The sequence below is a fragment of the Peribacillus asahii genome (genome assembly GCF_004006295.1).
In the GTDB taxonomy this organism is placed as follows: domain Bacteria; phylum Bacillota; class Bacilli; order Bacillales; family DSM-1321; genus Peribacillus; species Peribacillus asahii_A.
The window spans coordinates 257294-282500 of sequence record NZ_CP026095.1; the positions used below are offsets into that span (position 1 = coordinate 257294).

Consider the following 25207-nt stretch of genomic DNA (forward strand, 5'->3'; position numbering starts at 1 on the left):
GAGAACGTTTAACCTTAAAGTAAAGATGCGACATCGACTTTCACCATTAGAGGCGACAAATCATGTTTTTCTAATATTTTGAACGTACATTGTAAAAGAAAAATGCGTATGATAAGCTTTGGCTACATTTGTTGCTTTAAGGGGGAGATACATATGAAGGAATTAGAGCAAAGAGCGATTTTAGTTGGCGTGAACTTGAATAATGAACGTGATTTTGAGTATTCGATGGAGGAGTTGGCCAATTTAGCGGCTGCTTGTGAAGTAGAGGTAGTCGGCGAGTTAAGTCAAAATTTGCAGCGAATCAATCCCTCGCATTATTTAGGTACAGGAAAAACGGAAGAAGTGAAGGCGTTAATTAATGCTCAGGATGCGAATCTAGTCGTGTTTAATGATGAATTGTCGCCCTCGCAAATTCGTAATTTGGAAAAGGATTTGGAATGTAAGGTTATTGATCGAACGATTTTAATTCTTGATATTTTTGATAAGCGAGCAAAGACGAAAGAGGCTCAGCTGCAAGTTGAAGTAGCCAAGCTTCGGTATATGCTGCCGCGTTTGAATGGTTTACGTGAATCGTTAGGAAGACAAAGTGGCGGTGTTGGCACGAGTAACCGCGGATCAGGTGAGAAACAAGTTGAGTTAGATCGCCGCCGAATTGAAGAAAGAATAACGATGTTAAATAAAGAATTAGAGGAGCTTGTTGCGCATCGACAAACACAGCGAAAACAACGCAAGAAGAAGGGGCTGCTGGTTGCAGCGCTTGTTGGATATACGAATGCTGGAAAGTCAACATTTATGAATGCGTTTGTTGAGCGTTTTCACCCGAACTTTGATGAGAAGCAAGTGTTTGAAAAAGATATGTTATTTGCAACGCTAGAAACATCAGTGCGGCATATTCCTTTACCTGATAAGAAGGAATTTTTATTAACAGATACAGTTGGGTTTGTATCTAAATTACCGCATCATCTTGTTAAAGCTTTTCGCTCTACATTAGAGGAAGTGGCGGAAGCGGATTTATTGATTCATGTCGTTGATTATGCGAATCCCAATTATGAACAGATGATAGAAATTACGAATGAGACGTTAAAGGGAATTGGGATTAAGGAAATTCCAACGATTTTTGCTTATAATAAGGCAGATTTGACGGAGGGAGAAATTCCTCGTGTAGCAGGAGAGCGAATTTATTTATCTGCGAAAAAGCGAATGGGCATGGATGAGCTGATTGGCATGATTAAAGAGCAGTTGTTTCAAGATTATGTTCAGTGCCGCATGCTCATTCCGTATGACAAAGGGCAAATCATCTCCTATTTTAATGAACAGGCCAACGTCATAGAAACAACCTATGAAGAAAATGGCACCCTTATTCAACTCGAATGTAAACAAAGCGACTATGATAAATACCAAGCGTATGTTGTGTCACAGTGACATTTACAGATGTGGATAATATGTGTATAACTTTGTGGATAAATAAAACCCTGGATGCTTTAGCATCCAGGGTTCTGTTGATTAGTATTCGTCTTTTTTAGATAAGCAGTGGTCGCATTCCATTAGGTATGATTCGTGTTGCTCCTCAATTTGTTGGCCGCATTCTGCACATTGTTTTGATGGTAAGTTACGGAAGAACTCCATTGGATTTTTTGTTTGCATGATTATTTCCCCCTATTATCATTTTTTACAAATCTCGTATACTTCAAAAAGTACTTATATTTATTCTTCAATTTTCGAAAGACAACGATCACATTCCATTAAATAAGATTCTGCTTGCTCCACTACAGTTTCGCCACATTCTGAACAATGTTTAGCCGGGATACTTTTGAAAAACTCTACAGATTTTTTTGTTTGCATGATGATGCCCTCCTAAAATTTTTTATATAAGTCCGTTCATATAGATAAAGCGCATACGGTTGCATAAGTGTAGGTAATTTTATTTATTCAGCTCGTTTTGAAAGGCAGCGATCGCACTCCATTAAATGGTCTAGTGAGTGAACTTTCATCCCTTCTCCACATTCCGGACAATGTTTCGTAGTTGTGCTTTTGAAAAACTCTACTGACTGTTCCCCTTGCATTTCTCGCCCCTCCTTTTTGTAGTACAGTTTTAATAATTTGTATGTTGTTATAATACAGTATATACCTCAAATTGGAAAATGTATAGGCTATTTTACAAAAAATTTCAAAAAAGAGAGCTGACTAGCGAAAAAGCTAGTCAGCTCAACGTTTATCCTACACTTAACGGGCAGTAAGCCCCTGCCTCAAGCTTACGAGGAAACAAAGAAGATAGGTGGGGGACAACTGCCCTCATCTAGTTGCGGCTCCTAGCCCCTCGAGGTCATAAGCTGTCATGCTCTGTGGCAAACTGCGCCACGCCGCATTTCAACTTATGCTTGTCGGGGCTGAACAGTCGCCTCGCTTTTGTAGTAAAGGTCCGATTGGTGAGAGATAGTGAAACTTACCTTTGTGGTTTTCAAAGGTAAGCTTTCACCAATCAGGTTCGTACGGTCACTTGATTGAAGCGAAGCGGAAATCTTAGTGACCGTAGAACGTGGCTAACCATCAGTGGGGGATGAAAGAAAATCCCCTACTGATGGAAGTTTCACTTTATTATATAGCGGTCGGTAAATTCGTTAGAATAGCAGCTAACACAAGAACGATAATCCCGAAACAAAATTCGATAAGCACAGAAGGTCCTAGTGTTTTTTTCTTTCCTTTGATTCGGAAAAAGTGATAGGCTCCAAACAGAATCATAGCAAGTGTTAATGCAACTTTTGCAAGCAATACTTGTCCATAAAGAGTGGTCAATAAGGAATCCATTGAATCGATATGAAGAAGACTGCTGCAGACTCCGCTTGTTAAAAGCACAGAAACAAAAATGAGTGCCCAGGACGAAAAGTTGTGCAATACTTGCCAATACACTGTTTTTCGCTCGTCGGGATTAGTTACGTGTTTTGCAGCACGCGGTAATACTAAACAAATCGCCAATAATCCACCGAGCCATAAAGACATAGCTGCTAGATGCAGGAAATTCATCGTAATGGCGGCTGCTGGAATCGAAACCATCATCGTATGACCGATAAATGATTTAGCCAGCATGAGACTAAGAAGTAATAGGATAACTAAAGCAGCAGCCCATTTTCTTGAGGCTTTATGTAAAAGCCAAGTGCTTAGCAATAGAAAGAACAGTAATACAATTTCTACAAACCAAACTGTACCAAAGGTGGTAAGAGTTAAAGTATCACTTATTGATCCAGAAATACTCCGCGCTTGTAATGGGAGACTAAGCAGGATACTGAGCGTAAGTCCAACATAAGAAATCCATAATAGCAGCTTACTTCGGTTATTGATGTGAAAAGATACTGTATTAGGCAATAACTTTAAGTGAAAGAATAAAACTCCTATATAGAGCGATAGACTTCCGTATAATAAGCTTTGAGTTAGAGTGTGACCGATTTCTGGTGTAGTCTTCTCTGGTTGTATTTTTTCTTCTACGACAGGTGTCTTTTCTTCTACAGTCGTTTCTTCTTGCTTAATTTCTTCTTTTTCAATTGGTTTTTCGGCTGGTTTAACGTCAACAACAAAAGAAAGAGAACCTTCTGTTGGGTGACCATCTTTAGAAACAACCTTCCACTTTAATGTATATGACCCATTTTCAACTTCGTTTGGAAGTTTGTTTTTTAATACGTTATCTTCTAGTACATTTTCATCGGTGTCCACTCGCTCTCCAGATGCGTTGTACACTTCAAGAGAATAAAACGCAGCTTGAATAGGAGCGTTAAACGTTACACTAACAGTTGATGGAAGTGTATCTAAAACTTCACCTTCTCCTGGTGTAGATTGAATCACATGTGAGTGTGCTAGAGTGAAGCTTGGGAAGGAAAAGCTGAGTAATAACAAAATAAGCAGCCCAAATCCTTGTTTATTCATTATGTATCACCTCAAATTTCTTTGTTTGTGCTAAACAGTATAAAACAAAGTTGTGAAATTAGTATGAAGAGTTATTCCGATAAAGGAATAACTTTTTTATTTTTTAGGCTCTGTTATAGGATGTTGTGGATTTGTTAGTCACACTCTTATTTAACAAAGCTATTTTATGGTAATTTATTGAAAACAAAAAACTTACTTGACGCAATTAAAATATTATTTTAAACTTACTAACTATAAGTAACTTATATATTTAAAGTAATAAATAGGGGGAGTATTTACGTAATGAAGAAAAATTATGAGCTAGGTTCATTGATTTTACGTGTCGTGTTGGGAGTATCTTTTTTGATTCACGGCTTTATCAAGTTTAATGATGGAATTGCTGGTACAGCTGGTTGGTTTGATAGCATTGGTATTCCTGGATTTATGGCTTATGTTGTAGCTCTTATTGAAGTTGTCGGGGGAATAGCGATGATTCTTGGGATTGGAACAAGAATTGTAGCAGCCTTGTTCGCCGTTGTGATGTTGGGAGCTATTTTCACAGTTAAATTAAGCGTAGGCTTTGCAGGAAATGGTCAAATGGCGGGATATGAATTAGATTTAGCGTTTCTAGTAATGTCTGTTTATTTACTGTTAAATGGTAGCGATAAGCTTTCTTTACAAGCTGTATTAAAACCAAATCAACAATCATAGATATAAAAAAAGCTGATTAGTGCTCCGTGCTAATCAGCTTTTTTTATATGCTTCTTCAAAAAAATATATAAAAAATGGTGGGAATCGTGCTACATTTAGAAAGTTAGTTTTAGTATAAATATATAAGTGAATTTTTTGAAGATGGAAGGATGCGTGGAATGCAGATTGTAGTCATAATCAGTTGTACGTTATGTTTATTGTTTTTATTTTACTCTATTATTCCGACCGTCATAATTCGCATATGTGGATGGGGAATCACTCAAAAAGTGAAAGGCGAGAATCGGATTGCTTTAACGTTTGATGATGGCCCTAACCCCGAATATACAACGCAATTATTAGATTTGTTAAAAAAGTATCAGGTGAAGGCTTCTTTCTTTGTCGTAGGAAGTAAGGTGAAAAGTAATTCTGATCTTGTGAAGCGGATGCACCAGGAGGGACACACGATTGGAATTCATCACTTTCAGCATATATCGAGCTGGCTTATGCCTCCATTTATATTAAGAAGGCAGTTATATGTAACGGAACAAGCTATTAAGGAATGTACGAATGAGAAGGTCGCGTTTTACCGACCTCCATGGGGACATTTTAATTTGTTTACCCTATTTTTGAGTAAAAACTACCATATTGTTATGTGGTCGCATATTTTTGGAGATTGGAAAGTGAAAAACTGCCAGCAAACTTTACTCAATGAATTGCGATTAGCAACAGAGCGCGGCTCGATTCTTCTGCTTCATGACTGCGGGGAAACGTTAGGGGCTGATCAGGAAGCACCGCGATATATGCTAGAACAATTAGAGGTATATTTACACGAAAGTAAAGAAAAAGGTATACGCTTTATGACGTTAAATGAAATGAAGAGGATATCATGAATAGCGAAACAATTTTACAGTATATTGATTTATACGGATATTTGATTATTTTTCTGTTTTTATTCTTTGGGATTGTCGGGATTCCTGCTCCGGAAGAATCTCTTCTTTTTTTAATCGGTGTATTGATTGTACATCATCAACTTTCATTTGGCTGGGCCGTATTATGTGCCCTTTTAGGTACTTTTATTGGCATGCTCACGGCGTTTCTATGTGGGAGGTATATCGGATATCCTTTTATTCATAAATACGGTAAGTATGTTGGTATTACTTCTGAAAGGTGGGAGAAAGTCCAACATAATTATACCAAAAATGCTTATAAAACCATTCTATTCGGTTTTTATATGCCGGGTATTCGCCAAATGAGCCCGTATTTTGCCGGCATCGCAAAAATCCCATTTGGCGCATTTTTTCTATTTTCTCTACTAGGCACTCTTCTTTGGGTTATTCCGTTTATTTTGGCGGGGTATTATATTGGGCAGACGTTTAATGTTAATCCTGTTTATGTTCCTTATTTAGGGGTTCTGTTCTTAGCGATTTTTGTCATTTATATGTTGGTGAAGTATATACGTAAGAAACGTTTACAACATCGTGATAGGATGTAAAAAAAGTGAAGTAAACTGATCATTATAAAGGTTTGAAAATAAGAATGTCTGATTTTCAGTGAATCGTTGTGAAGAATTTCTTATAGAATCGGAGCTGAAATAGATGAAGAAGATATTGTTTTTGCCTCTTTTACGCATGCAATCAGGTCATCATCAAGTAGCAGATGCTTTAATAGATATGTTACATGCCCGTATGAACGGAATTATATGTAAAAAAATAGACTTAATAAGTTATACGAATGAATCTTTAGAAAAGGTGGTGACGAGCAGTTATTTAAGCTGGATTCGCTATGCACCAGAAACGTATAACTTTGCCTACAAAAATTTTTTCTACGATACACGGGCGAATGCTCGACTGATAAAGTGGTATAATCTTATCTTTTTGAAAAAAATGGAGCAATTGTTAAGGCACGAAAGACCTGATTTAATCGTATGTACACATGGGTATCCTTCCTATCTTCTTAGTCAGCTGAAGAAACAAGGGAAATGTCATGTTCCGATTATCAATGTGTATACAGACTTTTTTATTAATAGTGTATGGGGAAGAGAGGGAATTGACTTTCATTTTCTCCCTAGTCAGGAAGTAAAGGAACAGTTGATAAGGAAAAACCAGGTTCCTAAACACCGTATGGTTGTAACAGGGATCCCTGTTCACGAAGAAATTACGAAAACAGTTCGTTTCAAGAAGTGTAATAATCGTCCTATTATTTTAATTGCGGGAGGTAATAGCGGTCTTGGTGGGATGTTAACATTGTCTCATGCATTAAAAAGTACTGAGTATTTTGATTTTATCGTGCTTTGTGGAAAGAATCAAAAGCTATATGATGAAATTCTTTCTTGGAATAGCAGTCATATTCAACCATTGTCATATGTATCGTCAAGAACGGAAATGAATGCACTATACGAACAAGTAGATGCCATCGTTACGAAACCTGGCGGCGTGACTGTTAGTGAAGCGATAAAAAAAAGACTGCCGATTATCGTGCATTCCTTTCTTCCTGGTCAGGAGGAAATAAACCTTCATTATTTAACAAAATCAGAGCTTGTCTTCACATTAGAACAGAATCAACCATTTGAAAAACAATTGCTTCGTCTATTAAAGACTAATCAAAAAGTGAAGCGTTGGAATCTAGCGGTTGATACTTATGAAAAAGGAATAGAAATAGGACCAGATCGGATGGTGGAGGTCATCACACGCATGATGGGTCTGCAAATGGATTCGTCCAGTGTCGTTTAATATATGGCAATATTGGTACATTCATTCGTTTCCGTTATATTAAGAGCTGCGTGCGTTCATAATTATGAATGGCTTATGGTACACTTTAATGAAGGAAGTTAATCATAATTGAGGTGTCAAAAAGTGAAAACAGTAGTTGTAATTGGTGGCGGAATTACTGGATTATCTACGATGCATTATTTGCAAAAAGCGGTAAAAGCAAATGATTTAGATGTACGTTTGATTCTTATAGAAGCGCAGGAACAGTTAGGCGGTAAAATTTGTTCTGTTCATAATCGAGAGTTTATTATCGAAACGGGTGCAGATTCGATTGTCACGCGCAAAGAAAATGTTATTCCGTTTATTAAAGAGTTAGGATTAGAGGAAGAAGTCGTTTATAATGCGACGGGAAGATCTTTTTTATATAGTGACAGCGAGTTAAAGATGATTCCGGAAGATGCGATGTTCGGTATTCCAATGAGCTTAGAATCGTTAGCGACAACGACTTTAATCTCGGCGGAAGGAAAAGTCGAAGCGTTAAAGGATTTTTATACATTGAATGACACGTTTACAAAAAATGATTCAGTGGGAGCCTTTCTTGAACATTTTCTTGGCAAAGAGCTGGTGGAGAAACAAATTTCTCCCGTATTATCGGGCGTTTATTCAGGTAAGCTCAACGATTTAACGATTGCTTCTACTCTTCCTTATTTAATTGATTATAAAAATGAATATGGCAGCATCATTCGCGGCCTAGAAGCGAATAAGGAAAAATTTAAAGGCACAGCCAATCGTAAATTTTTATCGTTTAAAAACGGTTTATCGACCATTATTAATCAACTAGAAGAAGAGTTGATGGACTCTGTTGAAATCATTAAAGGTGTACAAGCAAAGAAAGTTGAAAAAACATCTGATCGTTATCTTCTTACATTTACAAACTATAAAGAAGTAGAAGCAGATTATGTTGTATTAAGTACACCGGATTCCGTAGCGAAACAGTTACTGCAAAATGAGGAGTTGAACGAAGAGTTTAATCAGTTCAAAAATAGTTCGATGATTAGTATTTATCTTGGTTTTGATTTGCCGGATAGTGAGTTACCACAAGATGGAACGGGCTTTATTACGACAGAAGGCAGTGATTTAATATGCAATGCTTGCACGTGGACAAGCCGAAAATGGTCACATACGTCAAAGAATCATCATTTGCTAGTTCGTCTTTTTTATAAAAGTTCCAGTCCGCATTATGAACGATTACGAAAGATGAACGAAGCTGAATTAGAAGAGGTTGCATTAGCTGATATTCGAAATAGTCTAGGGATTACCGGACAGCCTGTGGCAAGTGAAATTACGAATTGGCATAATAATATGCCCAATTATCATATTACGCACCATCAAATTGTAGAGTCACTCCAAGAAAAAATGAAGTCACGCTATCCGAATATTCTTTTAGCAGGGTGTTCATACTTCGGAGTGGGAATTCCTGATTGTATTGCGAATGGGGAGAAAACAGCAGTAAGATTAACCGAGCTTTTACAGATGAAGTCATGATAGACCTATCCATTTTGGATAGGTTTTTTGTATATCGACAATTTCATGGCAATCTAACATTTACTTAAAGCTGCCTAGTGAAAAGGCGTACGAAATCGTAGTTTCGCACGCCTTTTCACTAGATAGTAATCGCTTAAATGATATGGAAATAGGTCAAAACATTTTTACTAATCAACAAAATGGTAACAAAAATAAATAAGAGGCGTACATATGAAGCGCCTTTTTTAATAGCAAATTTGGTACCAATTAATGCACCCGCAATCATGGCTAGGCCCATCGGAATTCCATAAGAAAAATTAACAGAACCCATAGCTAAAAAAATAATAAGTGCAGCGATATTACTACCAAAATTTAATATTTTAGCATTCCCGGCTGCCTGTACAAAATCAAAACCAATCATCAAAAATGCAAATAATAAGAAAGATCCTGTGCCAGGTCCGAGAAAACCATCGTAAAATCCAATAGCGAATATAGCGAATATAAAAATCGTCGCTTTCTTCCAATTTAGTCCTTTGTAAACGGCCTCTTTTCCCCAATCTTTTTTTACAATCGTATAAATAGCCACAATAATTAATAATACGAGTATGAGCGGCTTTAGTATTTCAGAGGATACAAAGTGAACAACATATGCACCTAAAATGGCTCCTATAATGGTAAGCGGAAATAGCTTTATAACCAGTTTGAAATTTATTTTTCCGGCTTTAATAAAGGCGAGGGTACTTGTTAAAGAACCCATTGAGCTGGCCAGCTTATTTGTAGCAAGGGCTGTTGAAGGGGGGAGTCCTGTAAATAGTAGAGCGGGTATAGAAATGAGCCCGCCGCCTCCTACAACTGAGTCAATGAATGCAGCGATAAAACCAGCTAGTATTAAAAATAGCAAGGTGTAGAGATTGATGTCTTCCATAACTTTTTTGCGCTTCCTTTCAAAGGGAATATCTAGTTGATGTTATAAGACTAGCGGAAAAGGAAAGGAGTGTAAATAAGAAAAAGTTTCATTAGCAATCTTAGAGATTGTTAATTCGGTAATGAGCTTTTCTTAGAATTTAAAATGCATAGGAAATAAAAACAGAGAGTGTACTATTGGAGTGAAATAGGGTACTCTCTGTTTTTTAATTGATTAATTTGGGGATTTTTTGTTTGTTAAGGTGTTCAGAACTGAAAATATGGTTATTTATGGTAATATAAAGATAACTTTAGAGAAGGGGGACTTATATTTCAATGGATAGAGTTTTAAAGAGTTTAGCAGTTATCCTGCTAGTTCTACCGATTGTTTTTTCATATGCATCTACCTCACATGTACAAGCGGCAAGCACCAAAGTCGCTTATGTAGATATTACTTCAGGTGTTTTAAATGTTAGAAGTGGGGCAAGTACAACTCATACAATTGTTGGTTCTTTAAAAGATAACGCTAAAGTAACGGTGTATTCTATTACAAAAAGCGGATGGGCAGAGATTAATTATAAGAGTAAAAAAAGATATGTATCTAATCAATACTTAAGATATTATCAGAAGATGTCAGAAACAGAGGCTAAAAAGATTACGGATAGAGTAATTAAAATCCAAAATAGTCTAAAGGGTTCCTATACAAAGCAACAAATTTACTCTATTTTATCACCTGGATTTACAGATGCCTTTATTGAGAAATTATATAAGTATGATTTAATGCTTTTGGAAATTAAAAATGGGAAGCGGTTATATGGTTGGAGAGCGACAGATTTTCCTGCGTATGTAATTATGTATGGGATTACATGGGATAAAAATGAAAGAATCAAATACAAGATACCAGCCCCTAAAATTAACTACTATAAGAAGAATGGTAAAGAATATTTAGTTGTTTCACAAAAATATCCGGCTGATGAATTATACGAGAATGTTGAACAAAAAATCTATCTTTCTAAAGCCAATTCGAAGGCTCATTGGAAAGTATATCACACATCCTGGTAAACCCGATTAGCCCGTATAAACATATGAAACACGGTTTCGAAGGTGAAACGGTGTTTTTTTAGGACGAAATTAAGGATTTTTTAATAATTTAAGGGTATGATAAGAAAAAAGAGAAAGTAAGGGAGAGTCTAAATGAAAAAGAATGCAAAGCTAGCAGTTTGGCTAGTCGGTGCAGTCGTAATTGCTGCTCTTATCATAGTGGCGATGATTACATCTACTGCAAAAAATGAAACAGTAGCTACTGTAGACGGAAGTAAAATTACAAAAGAAGAGTTATATGATGAGCTTGTGGCAAGCTACGGAACAGATACATTAAATACACTGATCACAAATAGAATGATTGAATTAGAAGTAAAGAAACAAAATGTTACTGTATCAGATGAAGATATTCAAAAAGAATTGGATGTTCTTATTGAACAATATGGTGATGAAGAAACATTAAAAGGTCAATTAGAAGCTAGTGGTTCATCTATGGATGACTTAAAAGACGATATCGTTCAATACTTACAAACAAGAAAATTAATTGAACCAAGTATTAAGATTACGGATGAAGAGATTAAGACGTATTTTGAGGAAAATAAAGATTCACTTGGACAAGCTGAACAAGTAGAAGCGAGCCACATTTTAGTAGAAGATAAAGCAACTGCAGAAGAAGTGTTGAAGAAACTAGAAAACGGCGGCGATTTTGCGGAGCTTGCTAAAGAATATTCTACAGATGAAGGCAGTGCGGCAAACGGCGGATCACTTGGTTACTTTGGCAAAGGGCAAATGGTTGCGGAGTTCGAAGATGCAGCCTTTAAACTAGACGTTGGTAAAATTAGTGAACCTGTTAAAACTGAACACGGTTACCATATCATTAAAGTAACTGACAAAAAAGAAGCAAAAGAAGCAACATTAAAAGATAGCGAAGAACAAATTAAAGAGACGTTATTAACAGAAAAATTGCAAACAGAATACGCTACATGGCTTCAAAAGAAAGAAGAAGAGTATAAAATTACAAATAAGCTTGAAGAAGAGAAGTAAGATAGAGAAGAATCCTCGCTGTTATAGCGAGGGTTTTTTTTGTGCGAAGGGAGGAACAATCATATATTTATATCGATTGAATATTACCGATATATCGTTTAAAATATTATCGATATAGGAGGGCGAATAAGTGGGAAAACGTAGAGGGTTTGTGCAAATGGCGATTTTGCAGTTACTTAACATACGAAAGATGCATGGTTATCAAATTATGAAAGAATTAGAGGAGCGCTCAAATGGATTGTATTCAGCAAGCGCTGGTACCATTTATCCAGCTTTACAGGAACTAATGGATCAAGGTTTCATCGACAGTACGATTGAAAAGGATAAAAAGGTGTACACCTTAAATGAAGCTGGAGAAATGAAGGTACGGAATTGGCGTGAGGCAGAGACAGACGATTTTTGGGAACACTGGCAGGAACATATCGAGTGGCGACAATCTGATGAAGCGAAATTGTTGAAAAGTGAGATGAATCAGTTTGAAAATCAGCTGCGAAAAGCGATGAAAGCAGTTCGTCAGCAGCCAAAACGAGCGCCGGAATTGATTAATTTTTTACAAGAAGCAACGAAGCGTCTACAAAACTTTTAGGAAGGGAGAGGTGGAATGAAATCCCTCCAACAATTATTAGTATACATAAAACCTTATAAATGGTTTGCGATATTAGGTCCGTTATTTATGTGCTTAGAGGTAGCAATGGATTTACTGCAGCCAACGATGATGCAGCATATGATTGATACGGGGATTGCCAATGGTGATCATGCCTATGTTATTAAACTAGGAATTTTTATGATGATTTCTGCTGTTCTTGGTTTAATTGGCGGAATGGGGAGTTCGATATATAGTACAAAGGCGGCGGTATACTTCGGTACCGATATTCGTCAGGATGTGTTTCGCAAGACGGAGCAATTTTCTAGCCGGAATCATGATACATTTGGAACAGGGAAATTAATTACGATTGTAACAAATGATAGTACAACCGTTCAAAATGCGATTAGGATGACATTATTTATTCTTGTTCGAGGTCCTTTCTTATTTATTGGGAGCATCGTCATTGTTTGGATGACGGCACGTGAGCTGTTCCCTATTTTACTAATAGCGATTCCTATTTTGACGGTCCTTATTATTGGGTTTTCGGTCAAGTCGGGTCAGTTGTTCAAAAAAGTGCAAGAAGCGATGGACAAGGTTAATGTGAAACTTCAAGAAACATTAGCAGGTATTCGCGTCATAAAGGCGTTTAATCGTGAAGAATTTGAAAAAAATAATTTTAAAACAGTCAATGATATGCTTACCAAACGTAATTTTTCTGCTGAGCAAATAATTGTATCGCTTATGCCGATTACGATGTTTGTTGTTAATATAGCGATTGTTGCAGGAATGTGGTTAGGTGCAATTCAAGTAAATCAAGGGGTTATTCAAGTCGGGATGATTCTTGCTTTTATTAATTATCTTCACATTATTATGAACGGTTTAATGAGCATGACACATGTGTTAATGCAAATTACGCGTTCTTTCCCATCGGCTGACCGGATTACACAAGTGCTTGAAACACCTATTGATATTCAAAATCCAGAAGAACAAGCGCCTGTTTCGGAGATTCGAGGAGAGGTAGAGTTCTGTAATGTTCACTACAGTTATAGTAAAAATGGAGAATATGTATTGAAGAATATTTCTTTCCATGCGAAACCAGGTCAGAAAATCGGGATTATTGGATCAACAGGTAGTGGGAAAACAACGCTTCTTAAGTTACTTCCACGGTTGTATGACCCAGATTCAGGTATGATTCTTATTGATGGAATTGATTTGAGGAATCATTCACTTGAAACGATTCGTTCAGCAATCGGGTTTGTACCTCAAAAAGCGACTTTGTTTTCTGGAACCATTGAGGACAATATGCGATATGGAAAAGAACATGTAACAGCTTTGGAAATGGAGAAAGCGGCCAAACTAGCGGCTGCAAGTGAATTTATTCATAAATTGGACGGTACCTACGATTATACATTGATGCAAGGGGCGACCAATTTATCAGGTGGGCAAAAGCAACGCTTATCAATTGCCCGTGCTTTAATTCGGAAACCGAACATTTTATTATTAGATGATTCGACATCAGCACTCGATGCAAAGTCTGAAGCAGAGGTGCAGCAAGCATTAAAGAAACAATTTCCAGATACGACGGTATTTTTGATTGCTTCTAAAATTTCTTCTATTATCGATTGTGATCAAATATTGGTGCTGGAAGATGGGATGATTGAAGCGAGTGGAACACATGATGAATTGCTTATGAAGAGTTTGGTTTATCGTGAAATCTATCGTACTCAAAGCGGGAAGGAGGTCCTGAATTATGAATAAGACCTCATCAGCTGACGCAGAAAATGCAGTAGCACGAGCACGTGGTCCACGTGGATTTGGTGGCCCGGTCGTAAAAGCGAAAGATAAAAAAGGGACTTTACTGCGTATTTGGCGCTACATGAAAAAGGAGAAATGGAGTTTAATAGCTTCTATTATATTTGTTATTCTTTCAACTTTATTAAGCTTATGTGCTCCTTATTTAATTGGCATCATTATTGATGAATACATTATGCCAAGAGATATGAACGGGACATTGCGAATGTTGCTTCTGCTTGTTGGTATTTATACAGCAGCAGCGGTATTTACATGGCTGCAAACATTTTTAATGGTGAATGTGTCATTGAGAACGATTCAAGTCATGCGACAAGATTTATTTAATAAATTTCAAACGCTGTCACTTCGTTTTTTTGATAAAAGAGCACATGGTGACCTAATGAGCCGGGTAACAAATGATATCGATAATTTGAATCAAGCGTTAAGTCAAAGTGTGAGTCAAATTGTGTCTACCATTTTGATGGCATCTGGTGTAATCATTGCCATGTTTTCATTAAATTGGGTGCTGGCTATCGTAGCGTTGCTTGTTATTCCGTTGATGATTTACACAACGAAAAAAGTGATTACGTATAGCAGTAGTAATTTCATTAAAAGGCAGCGCGACTTAGGAGAGTTAAACGGCTTTATTGAAGAATCCATTTCCGGGATGGAAGTGATTACACTGTTTGGGAAGGAAGAGCAGGTTTTTACTAAATTCTCGAGCATTAATCATAGATTACGGCATTCGGCAAGAGCGGCGGATACGGTGTCAGGATTTCTTGGGCCAATTAATAACTTTATTAACACATTAGGACTTTCTTTAGTCATTGGAATCGGTGCTTTGATGACACTTCACGGTTTAGCAACAGTCGGAATCATCGCTGCTTTTGTAACTTATTCGCGGCAATTTTTTCGCCCAATTAACCAGCTTTCGAATGTATTAAATACATTTCAATCCGCCATTGCTGGGGCAGAGCGAGTATTCGAAATTATGGATGAAACACCCGATTTACAAGATAAACCAAATGCGCTTACGGTCTCTTCGTTTAAAGGCGATGTGGAATTTAAACAGGTGGACTTTCGTTATAGTGAAGATAAACAAATATTAAAGGATATTACGTTTTCAGCAAAAGCAGGAGAGACGATTGCTCTTGTTGGTCCAACGGGGTCTGGGAAAACAACCATCATTAATTTGTTATCTCGTTTCTATGATATTAATGCAGGTGAAATTATGATTGATGGCCGGAATATTAAAGACTATCAAATGAGTGCATTGCGGAAGAAGATTGGTATCGTACTTCAAGATACATTTTTATTTTCGGGAACCATTATGGAGAATATTCGCTACGGACGCCTGCAAGCAACCGATCAAGAAGTAATAGAAGCAGCAAAAATGGCTTCGGCACATTCCTTTATTAAACATTTGCCACAGCAATATGACACACCTATTACATCAGGAGGGTCGAACTTAAGTCAGGGACAAAAGCAATTATTAGCTATTGCCCGTGCGATTTTAGCAGATTCAGATATTTTAATACTTGATGAAGCAACATCGAGCATTGATACACTTACGGAAATTGAAATTCAAAAAGGTATCCATCATTTAACAAAAGGGCGAACAAGTTTTGTGATTGCTCATCGCTTAAAGACAATTGAAAATGCAGATCGAATCTTAGTGATTAAGGATGGAACGATTATTGAAGCGGGGTCTCATATGGAGTTAATGGGGCAGCGAGGATTTTATTATGAGTTGTATGATAGCCAGTTTAATATTTGATTGGAGAATCATTTGCACGCATATAAAAACACATGCTAAAGTGGAGATAAGGAAACTTTGAAAAGGCAGATGAATGATGAGTAAATTTACAAAAGATTATATATTGACAATGAAAGATATTGTTCAAGAAGGCCATCCGCTTTTACGAACAGTGACAGAAGAGGTGAACGTGCCTCTTTCAGAAGAAGATCGAGAAACATTGCTGTGCATGATGCAATTTATAAAGAATAGTCAGGATCCTAAACTAGCGAAGAAATATAAGCTGCGTGAAGGTGTCGGTTTGTCGGCTAATCAAATTGGGTTAAATAAACGGATGTTTGTGATGTACTTTGAAGATGAAAAAGGTAAATTATATGAAGAAGCGATAATTAATCCGAAAATCGTTAGCCACTCTGCTGCAATGACATATTTGCCACAAGGTGAGGGCTGTTTATCTGTTGAGCGTGAAGTTACAGGCTATGTGCCGCGTTATGAGAGAGTAAAGGTAAAGGCGATTAATCTAGATGGGCAAGAAATCGAACTTCGCTTAAAAGGATTTGCTGCGATTGTTTTTCAACATGAATTTGACCACTTAAATGGTGTGATGTTTTATGATCATATCAATAAAGACAATCCGTTTAAGCTTCCGGAAAATATAGATATTAAAAGTTTGATATAAGAAAAAGGCAAAGTCAGGAATGACTTTGCCTTTCTCTTATATGTTCCATCTGGAAATAATGTAAAGGAGCTGTATAGTATTTGGAAACCTTACTTATTTATAATGAAGGTTCGTCTAATAAGTTTTGGAAAATTCGAATAGTAGGAAATTCATTTGCTGTGGCATATGGAAAAGTTGGTACGGTTGGATCGGTGAAAACGAAAGAATTTGAATCGGAAGAGGTCTGTCGACGAGAAGGAGAGAAACTGATTCAATCTAAATTAAAAAAAGGGTATGTATTTGCACAGTCATCACATCAGATTGTAAAAGAAAGTTCAATGACAGATGAATATTTTTGGGAGCTGTTGGAGAAATGCAAAGAAAAAGGAGAAGATATAGAGGAACAAATAGAGTGGTTAATTACTCATTTGTCGAGAAAACCCGTTAAAGATATTATCAAGTTTGATTTTATCTTTAATAGATATTACGCCAAGTCATATACATCTCATTTATGGGCAGCTGCTTATATTGTGATGGGAGGCTGTTCAGATGATTGCTTTGATTATTTCGGAGCATGGTTGCTGTATTTAGGAAAGGATGAGTATGGGGCAGCGATAGAAAATCCTGAAACCTTGCTGCCTTATTTTAAGTTGTTAGAAGAGCAAGAAGAAATACCTCAGCTAGAAGAACTGTTGTTTGTTGCAAGTTCAGCCTATGAAGAGAAGACGGGCTTGGATGATGAGGAGTATTATAAGCTATACGAGCAACTAACAAATGATGATTTTATCCAACCAGAAATTGAATTTGACTGGGATGAGGATGATGAAGAAGGGTTGCGTAACAAATTTCCAGCGTTATGGGCGGCCTATGGGGAAAGGCCGCTAGATTGTTAAGTTAAGAGATATCATTTCATTAGTAACTTTCCCCTTTTTGTATGGATAGTCATAATACGAAAGAGAGAGGATAGGGGAGAAGGTACTTAGATAAATCATTTAAAGAAGAAACGCTAGGTGTGAAGATTTTTATTGCGAATTAACAGCAAGTTAAGCCCCCACTTTAAGCTTTGCTAAGTGGGGGCGATGTTTTTTTATACAGGTCCTGTTAAATAGCGTTAAATCAACAATATTCATTAACAAAACCTTTGGAATAAAGCGATATATTTCTTATTTTGTAGTCACAGTATCCTGTGAGACTTCAGTCTGCGATTTTTTGATGAATAGAATAACCCCGGCTGCAATGGCAATTGGAATAAGAGCCAACGTAAACGTGAACGTAATCGAATTAGACATGGCCTGCACAATTTTTTCAAGCACAAAGTCAGGAATTTGTGCGCGTGTATCAGATTGGAATAATTGTTTTGGGTCATCCATATTGATGAGCGAAGGATTAAAACCTTGACTGCTATCTTTAAAGGCTTCGGTGATTTTATTTGTAAATGCATTGTTTTGAATCGCTCCAAAAATCGTAATGCCGAGTGTCATGCCAAAAGAACGAAGGAAGGAGTTCGTTGATGTCGCCATACCACGGTGGCGTGCATCCAATTCATCAATCGAAGCAATCGGTAATAATGAAAAGGAAAACCCAACTCCTATTCCCGTTAGAATTAAGTACATCGTCAATAATGCACGACTTGTATCGGGCGTCAATGTTCCAAGAAGCAGCATACCTGTAAAGAAGGTAACGAACGAAATAATCATTAGCTTGCGAAAACCTACTTTTGTTTGGAAAATCCCTCCGATGGTACTGCTGACGACGGAACCAAGCATCATTGGTGTTAAGATTAGACCCGCGTTTGTAGCGGTTCCTCCATAAACGGCTTGCACAAAAATAGGTGTGTAAACGGTTAAAATAATAAACGTTCCGCCGTAAAGAATACTTAAAATTTGAGCTGTAGCAAATATTCGTTTTTTAAACATCCAAAATGAAATAATTGGATCTTTCGCATGCTTTTCAAAGAAGAAGAAAAGAGCTAAGAAAATAGCTGCACTAGCTAACAATCCGATAATTTGGACAGAATCCCAAGCGTATTCTCCGCCGCCAAGTTCGAGTGCAAACATTAAACTTACGACCGCGATGACAAGCGTTGCAGCACCGCCCCAGTCGATTTTTTGTTCCATGTGATTTGGTGATTCTTGATAGAAACGTAAAACAAGAAATAAAGACACAATTCCAATTGGAATATTGACATAAAAAATCCAGTGCCAGCTAGCGTATTCGGTAATATACGCTCCTAACAATGGGCCAAGTACGCTCGATAACCCAAAAACCGCCCCTAATAGCCCCGTCATTTTTCCACGTTTGTCAGGAGGGAAGATGTCAAACACGATTGTGAAGGCAATTGGCATTAATGCCCCCCCGCCAATCCCTTGAATAGCACGAAAGACGCTCAATTGAACAATGCTATTTGCCATCCCGCATAGAGCGGAACCAAGTAAGAACAAGGCGAGTCCGAATAGGAAGAAACGTTTTCTTCCATACATGTCGGATAGTTTGCCGAAAATCGGCATACTAGCCATCGTTGCTACCATATAAGCCGATGTGACCCATACAAATTTATCGAATCCACCTAAGTCTGAAACAATGGTTCCCATAGCTGTAGCAACAATCGTGTTGTCCATTGAGGCCATTAAAATGGCAAGTAATAGGCCAGCGACAATGAACTTTTGATTTTTTGTTGAATCCATGTTTTGTCCCCCTTTTCTTCCATCATACATGTTCATGAGCCAAAATGAAAAACTTGGAGCATGGTTACATATAAACGAAACGAGTCTGACTTAATTCGTCAGACTCGTTTCGTTCTATAAAGGCTATTTTAAAGAACGACGATAAGTGAACTGTTTCCACTGGTAGTGAATAAAGCAGCCAACACAGAATCCAAGAATGGCTACAAATGAGGCGATGCCGACCATGATTGTGAAGACATAGGCACTGAGTGTCCAATCTAATAAAAAACTAAGTAAGCCAAGACTTAAGCAAGAAATGGCAATCATAGAATTGAATTTTTGTTGGTCGTAATCTTCAGGAATATATTCTGAAGGTTTTTTGCGTAAGAACAGTTTTGCGAATCGCATAACAGGATTAAAATCAAAAAATAAACCAAGCAGGCAAGCAATTAATGGAATGGCTAAAATCCATTCTTGTTTCGTTATAAGTGTTAAAATAGCACTTCCAAAAATCATCCATTGATTTGCTCTTACTAATGGACGAGGAATAGACCGAACTTTGTTCATCGTAAAGCCAACTTTCCATATAAGTTTTATTTAATTTTATAATAAAACGCATATTAAGTTAAAGAATTTAACTTAATTATAATAATTTTAATTTAGTATTGATTATTGAATAAGGTGTTGTATAATAGATAGTATATCATGTTTGAAAGGGGACATTCGGTTGACTGTGAAAATCTGTGGATCATGTGGAGCGCCAATCAAGAAATTAAAACATTCCATCCTATGTCAATGCGGTCCAAAAATTGTTGCTAGTTCGTACGTTAAAGCAAAAAATTAACGATTATTTATATAAAGCTGTCTATGCCGATTATAGAAAATAATCGGTTTTTTATATAATGCATACCATCTCTTCGATATAGCAGCCGTATAAGGCCGATAAGCAAAACTATGAGGAAGTTAAGAGGATGTTTAAAATAGTAACAAATATTTTTCAATCTAACCCAAACATTATATGATATATATGTAGGGAAATTTACGTTACGATAAACAAACTATCACGTGACGGTTTAGGAGGGATTACGTTGGGAACGAGACATTGAAAATTGGAGAGTTAGCGCAGTTGGCGAATGTAACGAAACGAACTGTTGATTATTATACCAATATTGGTTTGTTAGAAGCGGAACGTTCCCCTTCTAATTACCGTTACTATCATAAACAACAGTTAGAACGGTTGCGCCGGATTATTGCCTATAAAGAAAAACACTACTCACTTGAAGAAATCAGAGAATGCTTACTACAACCAGAGCATAACACGCTAGATATAGAAGAAGCAGGGGTGCAGTTAAAAGAAAAGCTGAATGGCTTAAATGAGGAATTGCAAGAAGTACTGGATTTAATCAAGAAAGATAAGAAAAATGAACGGCTATTAAAGAAGCAGATTTCTCATGAAAGCATGACGTTAATTCAATCTTTATTAGTTTTGCTCGTTTAAGCAAATTTATACCCCATATTTCTTCTGCTCAAAGAGCATATTATGAACAATGGTTTTGGATTTAACAGACCTCGATTTCTTCAACAAAAGCTGTAAATCATTAAAAAATGTTGAAAATAGGAGGTGCTTGGGACCGTCAACCGTCATAGCTTTAGACGCTTGATATACCCCGCACATATTGGACATTACGATAAAATTATTAGCAGTAGCCTTTTTAATTGCTTTAACCGCTTTTTTTGTGGCTTCTGAATTTGCCATTGTAAAAGTGAGAAGTTCTCGTATTAATCAATTAATAGAAGATGGACATAAAAATGCTGTCGCCGCTAAGAGAGTTACATCACATTTAGATGAATATTTATCGGCCTGTCAGTTAGGGATTACGGTTACAGCGTTAGGACTTGGTTGGCTAGGGGAACCGACTGTAGAAGCTTTGCTTCATCCAGTTTTTAACAAATGGGGAATTGATGCTTCTGTTAGTCATATCCTTTCTTTTGTCATTGCGTTTGCATCGGTTACTTTTTTACACGTAGTTGTTGGGGAATTAGCACCAAAAACGGTCGCGATTCAAAAGGCAGAAACGGTTACGCTAATGTTTTCTAAGCCATTAATCTGGTTTTACCGCATAATGTATCCATTTATTTGGGTGCTAAATGGTTCTGCTCGTTTGTTAACGAGTGCTTTTGGGATGAAACCAGTATCAGAAGGGGAAGAGGCCCATTCGGAAGAAGAGTTGCGCATTATTTTATCGGAAAGCTATAAAAGCGGTGAAATTAATCAATCAGAATATAAGTACGTGAATCAAATCTTCGAATTCGATGAACGAATCGCTAATGAAATTATGGTTCCTCGTACGGAGATGGTCGTAATTGAAAAAGGCATGCGATTACTGGATGTAGTTGAGTTAATTCAAGAAGAACAATTTACTCGTTATCCGGTAACTGATGGGGATAAAGATAACGTTATTGGGATGGTCAATATTAAACGTTTGTATACGGCTACTATTACAGAGGAGAATGTTACTGAGTTAACAGTCGATTCTTTTATTACGCCAATCATTCGAGTACTCGAAACCATTCCGATTCACGATTTATTGCTTAAAATGCAAAAAGAGCGAATTCATATGGCGATTTTATCTGATGAATATGGTGGAACAGCGGGTCTTGTAACCGTCGAAGATATTTTAGAAGAAATTGTAGGTGATATTCGCGATGAGTTTGACCAAGACGAACGCCCACTTATTCAGAAGATTAACGACAATCATTATATCTTTGATGCGAAAACTCTAATTGAAGATGTGAATGATACGTTAGCTATCGAACTCATAGAGGATGATGTTGATACGCTGGGCGGTTGGATCTTAACAGGAAAATACGAAGTGGCTGTCGGGGATAAACGAGAGGCTGATGGTTATGAGTTTATTGTTAAAGAAATGGATGGCCATCACGTGTTATATGTGGAAGTCAAGAAAGTATCAACTATACCGATTATACAGAAAACCGAGAGCGAATAGCTCCCGGTTTTTTCCTATTTCTTAATTTTAAGAAGCGACAATAGCATTCTTTGTATGAGTTTGAATGAAGTTTACAGCACGCTCGACAATCTTATCTTTATCATAATCTAATGAAGCAACATGATAAGAATTCGGTAAGATAACCTTTTCTTTGTGTGATGCTGATACAGAGTTATAAATATCATCAGTACATTGTGCAGGTACAACGTGATCTTCTGGAGATACAAAGAGCATGCTTGGGCATTTGACTTTTGGAAGCTCCTGTTTGACTACTTTCATGATATTAAGTAATTGAAAGACCGCTTTTAATGGGACTTGTTCATAAGTGATTTCTGCTGCTTCTGGGTCCTTAATATCTGGTTTTCCTTCCGTGATAAATCGAGGTTGTACTTGATTAGCTAATACCTCGTATTCAGGAACAGAAAGAGCGGCATTAATGGTGAGCACCCCATCAAACGTCTCCTTAGTAGCTAAATGCAGGGCAAGCGCGCCACCCATAGATTGGCCAATGACAAAGATAGAATGACAAGTTTGTTTTAATAGAAGATAGGCTTCGTGCAAGTCGTCTATCCAATCTAAGTATGTAGCTTCCTCCATTTCATTTACATGTGTTCCGTGTCCTGTTAATCTTGGAGCATATACTGTATATCCATGAGCAGCAAACTCCTCACCCAAATACCGCACACTTTGTGGAGTTCCATTAAAACCATGGCATATTAGAATACCTGTTGAGTTGCCCGGTAGAAAAAATGACTCTGCTCCTGAACGTACGTATAATTTTGTCATTAGTAAAGCCTCCTTTTATAAATGATTATGTCTATATTATGTTTAAGAAAAATCAAAAGTTAATTAATCATATTAGTTTACTTGGTATAAAATTATCATAAATCATATATGAATGTCAACTTAATTTTCTAATAGGTTTAATAATGGTTTTTTTATGTTGAGGGGAGAGTGAAGGTTAAATGAAAAAAGAATGATGACGATGAGTAAAGGGTTGGATTACTTTAGATGTTAGGGAGGATTATTCAAAAGGTTTTAAGGGAGAGGCAATGTGATTATAGAAAGTAAAAAGTTTTTTGAATAGAGGAAGCTGTAAATGGGTTGTTATCTTCATATAAAGGTAAGTTGTAAGAGATCTTAAGGGAAACGGAAAGGAGGTGTAAAGATAGTTAGAAATCTGTTCTTTCATTACTTAGTTGTGTTAAGTTGGATTTATAGAAGTGGAGTGCTAATAAGGAGGAATCTTTTTAGGTACATCCTATAAATGCTATTAAATTTAAAAGTAGGTTGACTTATATGTTTTTAAGCTTTAATATAGATAAAGCAACAAGGAAACAAAACATAGAAAAAACAATTTAAAAAAGAAATTGACTTTTGATTTTGAAAATGTTAAGATGAATTAGTCGCTGAAAAAACAGCGATTAAAAATTAGTTTAAAACTTCGTAGAAGTTGACAACTATTCAATCTTATGCTAAGATGAAAAAGTTGAAAGATTGCTCTTTGAAAACTGAACAAAACAAAGCGCCAACGTTAATTTTTGAAGTGAGCACACACTATAAAAAAGTGCAACATGAGCAAGTCAAATTCTATCGGAGAGTTTGATCCTGGCTCAGGACGAACGCTGGCGGCGTGCCTAATACATGCAAGTCGAGCGAATCAATGGGAGCTTGCTCCCGGAGATTAGCGGCGGACGGGTGAGTAACACGTGGGTAACCTGCCTGTAAGACTGGGATAACTTCGGGAAACCGGAGCTAATACCGGATAGTTTCTTTTCTCGCATGAGAGAAGATGGAAAGATGGTTTCGGCTATCACTTACAGATGGACCCGCGGCGCATTAGCTAGTTGGTGAGGTAACGGCTCACCAAGGCGACGATGCGTAGCCGACCTGAGAGGGTGATCGGCCACACTGGGACTGAGACACGGCCCAGACTCCTACGGGAGGCAGCAGTAGGGAATCTTCCGCAATGGACGAAAGTCTGACGGAGCAACGCCGCGTGAGCGAAGAAGGCCTTCGGGTCGTAAAGCTCTGTTGTTAGGGAAGAACAAGTACGAGAGTAACTGCTCGTACCTTGACGGTACCTAACCAGAAAGCCACGGCTAACTACGTGCCAGCAGCCGCGGTAATACGTAGGTGGCAAGCGTTGTCCGGAATTATTGGGCGTAAAGCGCGCGCAGGCGGTCCTTTAAGTCTGATGTGAAAGCCCACGGCTCAACCGTGGAGGGTCATTGGAAACTGGGGGACTTGAGTGCAGAAGAGGAGAGTGGAATTCCACGTGTAGCGGTGAAATGCGTAGAGATGTGGAGGAACACCAGTGGCGAAGGCGACTCTCTGGTCTGTAACTGACGCTGAGGCGCGAAAGCGTGGGGAGCAAACAGGATTAGATACCCTGGTAGTCCACGCCGTAAACGATGAGTGCTAAGTGTTAGAGGGTTTCCGCCCTTTAGTGCTGCAGCTAACGCATTAAGCACTCCGCCTGGGGAGTACGGCCGCAAGGCTGAAACTCAAAGGAATTGACGGGGGCCCGCACAAGCGGTGGAGCATGTGGTTTAATTCGAAGCAACGCGAAGAACCTTACCAGGTCTTGACATCCTCTGCCAACCCTAGAGATAGGGCGTTCCCCTTCGGGGGACAGAGTGACAGGTGGTGCATGGTTGTCGTCAGCTCGTGTCGTGAGATGTTGGGTTAAGTCCCGCAACGAGCGCAACCCTTGATCTTAGTTGCCAGCATTCAGTTGGGCACTCTAAGGTGACTGCCGGTGACAAACCGGAGGAAGGTGGGGATGACGTCAAATCATCATGCCCCTTATGACCTGGGCTACACACGTGCTACAATGGATGGTACAAAGAGCTGCGAACCCGCGAGGGTAAGCGAATCTCATAAAGCCATTCTCAGTTCGGATTGTAGGCTGCAACTCGCCTACATGAAGCCGGAATCG

Annotated in this window: 23 protein-coding genes and 1 rRNA gene (1 of these 24 only partly in view); 16 read left to right on the plus strand and 8 right to left on the minus strand. The window is 37.8% G+C overall.

The window, feature by feature from the left end; translation table 11 throughout:
- Positions 1–153: 153 nt before the first annotated feature.
- Complete coding sequence (gene hflX / locus BAOM_RS01425; protein WP_127758759.1) at positions 154–1422, plus strand: GTPase HflX; 1269 nt, start codon at positions 154–156, stop codon at positions 1420–1422.
- An 81-nt stretch (positions 1423–1503) separates the two neighbouring features.
- Here hflX and yhfH (BAOM_RS01430) read toward each other — a convergent pair whose 3' ends face one another.
- The 4 genes from yhfH (BAOM_RS01430) to BAOM_RS01445 form a co-directional block, all read right to left on the minus strand.
- Positions 1504–1644: a protein YhfH gene (gene yhfH, locus BAOM_RS01430; RefSeq protein WP_127758760.1), complete on the minus strand. Its 141-nt coding sequence runs from the start codon at positions 1642–1644 to the stop codon at positions 1504–1506.
- Between the two features lie 60 nt (positions 1645–1704).
- A complete protein-coding gene (gene yhfH / locus BAOM_RS01435; protein WP_119117513.1) occupies positions 1705–1842 on the minus strand; it encodes a protein YhfH in 138 nt (45 codons plus the stop codon).
- 83 nt (positions 1843–1925) lie between these two features.
- Positions 1926–2063: a protein YhfH gene (gene yhfH, locus BAOM_RS01440; protein ID WP_127758761.1), complete on the minus strand. Its 138-nt coding sequence runs from the start codon at positions 2061–2063 to the stop codon at positions 1926–1928.
- Positions 2064–2595: 532 nt separating this feature from the next.
- Positions 2596–3915 (minus strand): copper resistance CopC/CopD family protein, encoded by a 1320-nt coding sequence (locus BAOM_RS01445; protein ID WP_127758762.1) that lies wholly within the window; start codon positions 3913–3915, stop codon positions 2596–2598.
- 282 nt (positions 3916–4197) lie between these two features.
- Here BAOM_RS01445 and BAOM_RS01450 point away from each other — a divergent pair, with 282 nt between their 5' ends.
- From BAOM_RS01450 to BAOM_RS01470, 5 genes are all read left to right on the plus strand, one after another.
- Positions 4198–4605: a DoxX family protein gene (locus BAOM_RS01450; RefSeq protein WP_127758763.1), complete on the plus strand. Its 408-nt coding sequence runs from the start codon at positions 4198–4200 to the stop codon at positions 4603–4605.
- A 158-nt stretch (positions 4606–4763) separates the two neighbouring features.
- Positions 4764–5474 (plus strand): polysaccharide deacetylase family protein, encoded by a 711-nt coding sequence (locus BAOM_RS01455; protein ID WP_127758764.1) that lies wholly within the window; start codon positions 4764–4766, stop codon positions 5472–5474.
- Positions 5471–6076, plus strand: a complete 606-nt coding sequence (locus BAOM_RS01460) for a DedA family protein (protein ID WP_127758765.1) — start codon at positions 5471–5473, stop codon at positions 6074–6076. The genes BAOM_RS01455 and BAOM_RS01460 overlap by 4 nt, the downstream gene beginning before the upstream one ends.
- Positions 6077–6179: 103 nt before the next feature.
- Complete coding sequence (locus BAOM_RS01465) at positions 6180–7313, plus strand: MGDG synthase family glycosyltransferase (protein WP_127758766.1); 1134 nt, start codon at positions 6180–6182, stop codon at positions 7311–7313.
- A gap of 123 nt (positions 7314–7436) precedes the next feature.
- Positions 7437–8837, plus strand: a complete 1401-nt coding sequence (locus tag BAOM_RS01470; protein WP_127758767.1) for a protoporphyrinogen oxidase — start codon at positions 7437–7439, stop codon at positions 8835–8837.
- Positions 8838–8970: 133 nt separating this feature from the next.
- Here BAOM_RS01470 and BAOM_RS01475 read toward each other — a convergent pair whose 3' ends face one another.
- Entirely contained in the window at positions 8971–9741 is a 771-nt protein-coding gene (locus BAOM_RS01475; RefSeq protein ID WP_127758768.1) for a TSUP family transporter, read from the minus strand.
- Between the two features lie 314 nt (positions 9742–10055).
- Between BAOM_RS01475 and BAOM_RS01480 the strand changes: the two genes are divergently transcribed.
- The 7 genes from BAOM_RS01480 to BAOM_RS01510 all read left to right on the plus strand — a co-directional run bounded on the left by BAOM_RS01480 (position 10056) and on the right by BAOM_RS01510 (position 17488).
- Positions 10056–10781 (plus strand): SH3 domain-containing protein, encoded by a 726-nt coding sequence (locus tag BAOM_RS01480; protein ID WP_127758769.1) that lies wholly within the window; start codon positions 10056–10058, stop codon positions 10779–10781.
- Between the two features lie 132 nt (positions 10782–10913).
- Positions 10914–11804: a peptidylprolyl isomerase gene (locus tag BAOM_RS01485; protein ID WP_127758770.1), complete on the plus strand. Its 891-nt coding sequence runs from the start codon at positions 10914–10916 to the stop codon at positions 11802–11804.
- Positions 11805–11934: 130 nt separating this feature from the next.
- Entirely contained in the window at positions 11935–12390 is a 456-nt protein-coding gene (locus BAOM_RS01490) for a PadR family transcriptional regulator (protein WP_127758771.1), read from the plus strand.
- Between the two features lie 15 nt (positions 12391–12405).
- The gene (locus BAOM_RS01495; RefSeq protein WP_127758772.1) at positions 12406–14148 is read left to right on the plus strand and encodes an ABC transporter ATP-binding protein; all 1743 of its coding nucleotides are present in this window, start codon (positions 12406–12408) and stop codon (positions 14146–14148) included.
- Positions 14141–15958 (plus strand): ABC transporter ATP-binding protein, encoded by a 1818-nt coding sequence (locus BAOM_RS01500; protein ID WP_127758773.1) that lies wholly within the window; start codon positions 14141–14143, stop codon positions 15956–15958. The genes BAOM_RS01495 and BAOM_RS01500 overlap by 8 nt, the downstream gene beginning before the upstream one ends.
- A 76-nt stretch (positions 15959–16034) precedes the next feature.
- Positions 16035–16616 (plus strand): peptide deformylase, encoded by a 582-nt coding sequence (def, locus tag BAOM_RS01505; RefSeq protein ID WP_127762401.1) that lies wholly within the window; start codon positions 16035–16037, stop codon positions 16614–16616.
- Between the two features lie 80 nt (positions 16617–16696).
- On the plus strand, positions 16697–17488 hold the full coding sequence (locus BAOM_RS01510) for a DUF4240 domain-containing protein (protein ID WP_127758774.1): 792 nt from the start codon (positions 16697–16699) through the stop codon (positions 17486–17488).
- A 270-nt stretch (positions 17489–17758) separates the two neighbouring features.
- On the opposite strand, the gene BAOM_RS01515 is transcribed toward BAOM_RS01510, so the two are convergent.
- Entirely contained in the window at positions 17759–19279 is a 1521-nt protein-coding gene (locus tag BAOM_RS01515; RefSeq protein ID WP_127758775.1) for an MDR family MFS transporter, read from the minus strand.
- A gap of 123 nt (positions 19280–19402) precedes the next feature.
- Positions 19403–19825 (minus strand): DUF4395 domain-containing protein, encoded by a 423-nt coding sequence (locus tag BAOM_RS01520; protein ID WP_127758776.1) that lies wholly within the window; start codon positions 19823–19825, stop codon positions 19403–19405.
- Positions 19826–20360: 535 nt separating this feature from the next.
- On the opposite strand from BAOM_RS01520, the gene BAOM_RS01525 reads away from it, so the two are divergent.
- Together BAOM_RS01525 and BAOM_RS01530 are read left to right on the plus strand one after the other, a co-directional pair.
- On the plus strand, positions 20361–20756 hold the full coding sequence (locus tag BAOM_RS01525; protein ID WP_127758777.1) for a MerR family transcriptional regulator: 396 nt from the start codon (positions 20361–20363) through the stop codon (positions 20754–20756).
- A 178-nt stretch (positions 20757–20934) separates the two neighbouring features.
- A complete protein-coding gene (locus BAOM_RS01530) occupies positions 20935–22266 on the plus strand; it encodes a hemolysin family protein (RefSeq protein WP_127758778.1) in 1332 nt (443 codons plus the stop codon).
- Positions 22267–22293: 27 nt separating this feature from the next.
- Here BAOM_RS01530 and BAOM_RS01535 read toward each other — a convergent pair whose 3' ends face one another.
- Positions 22294–23052, minus strand: coding sequence for an alpha/beta hydrolase (locus BAOM_RS01535; RefSeq protein ID WP_127758779.1), 759 nt, complete (start codon positions 23050–23052; stop codon positions 22294–22296).
- A gap of 804 nt (positions 23053–23856) precedes the next feature.
- On the opposite strand from BAOM_RS01535, the gene BAOM_RS01540 reads away from it, so the two are divergent.
- Positions 23857–25207: ribosomal RNA gene (locus BAOM_RS01540) — 16S ribosomal RNA — on the plus strand (it continues 199 nt past the right edge of the window).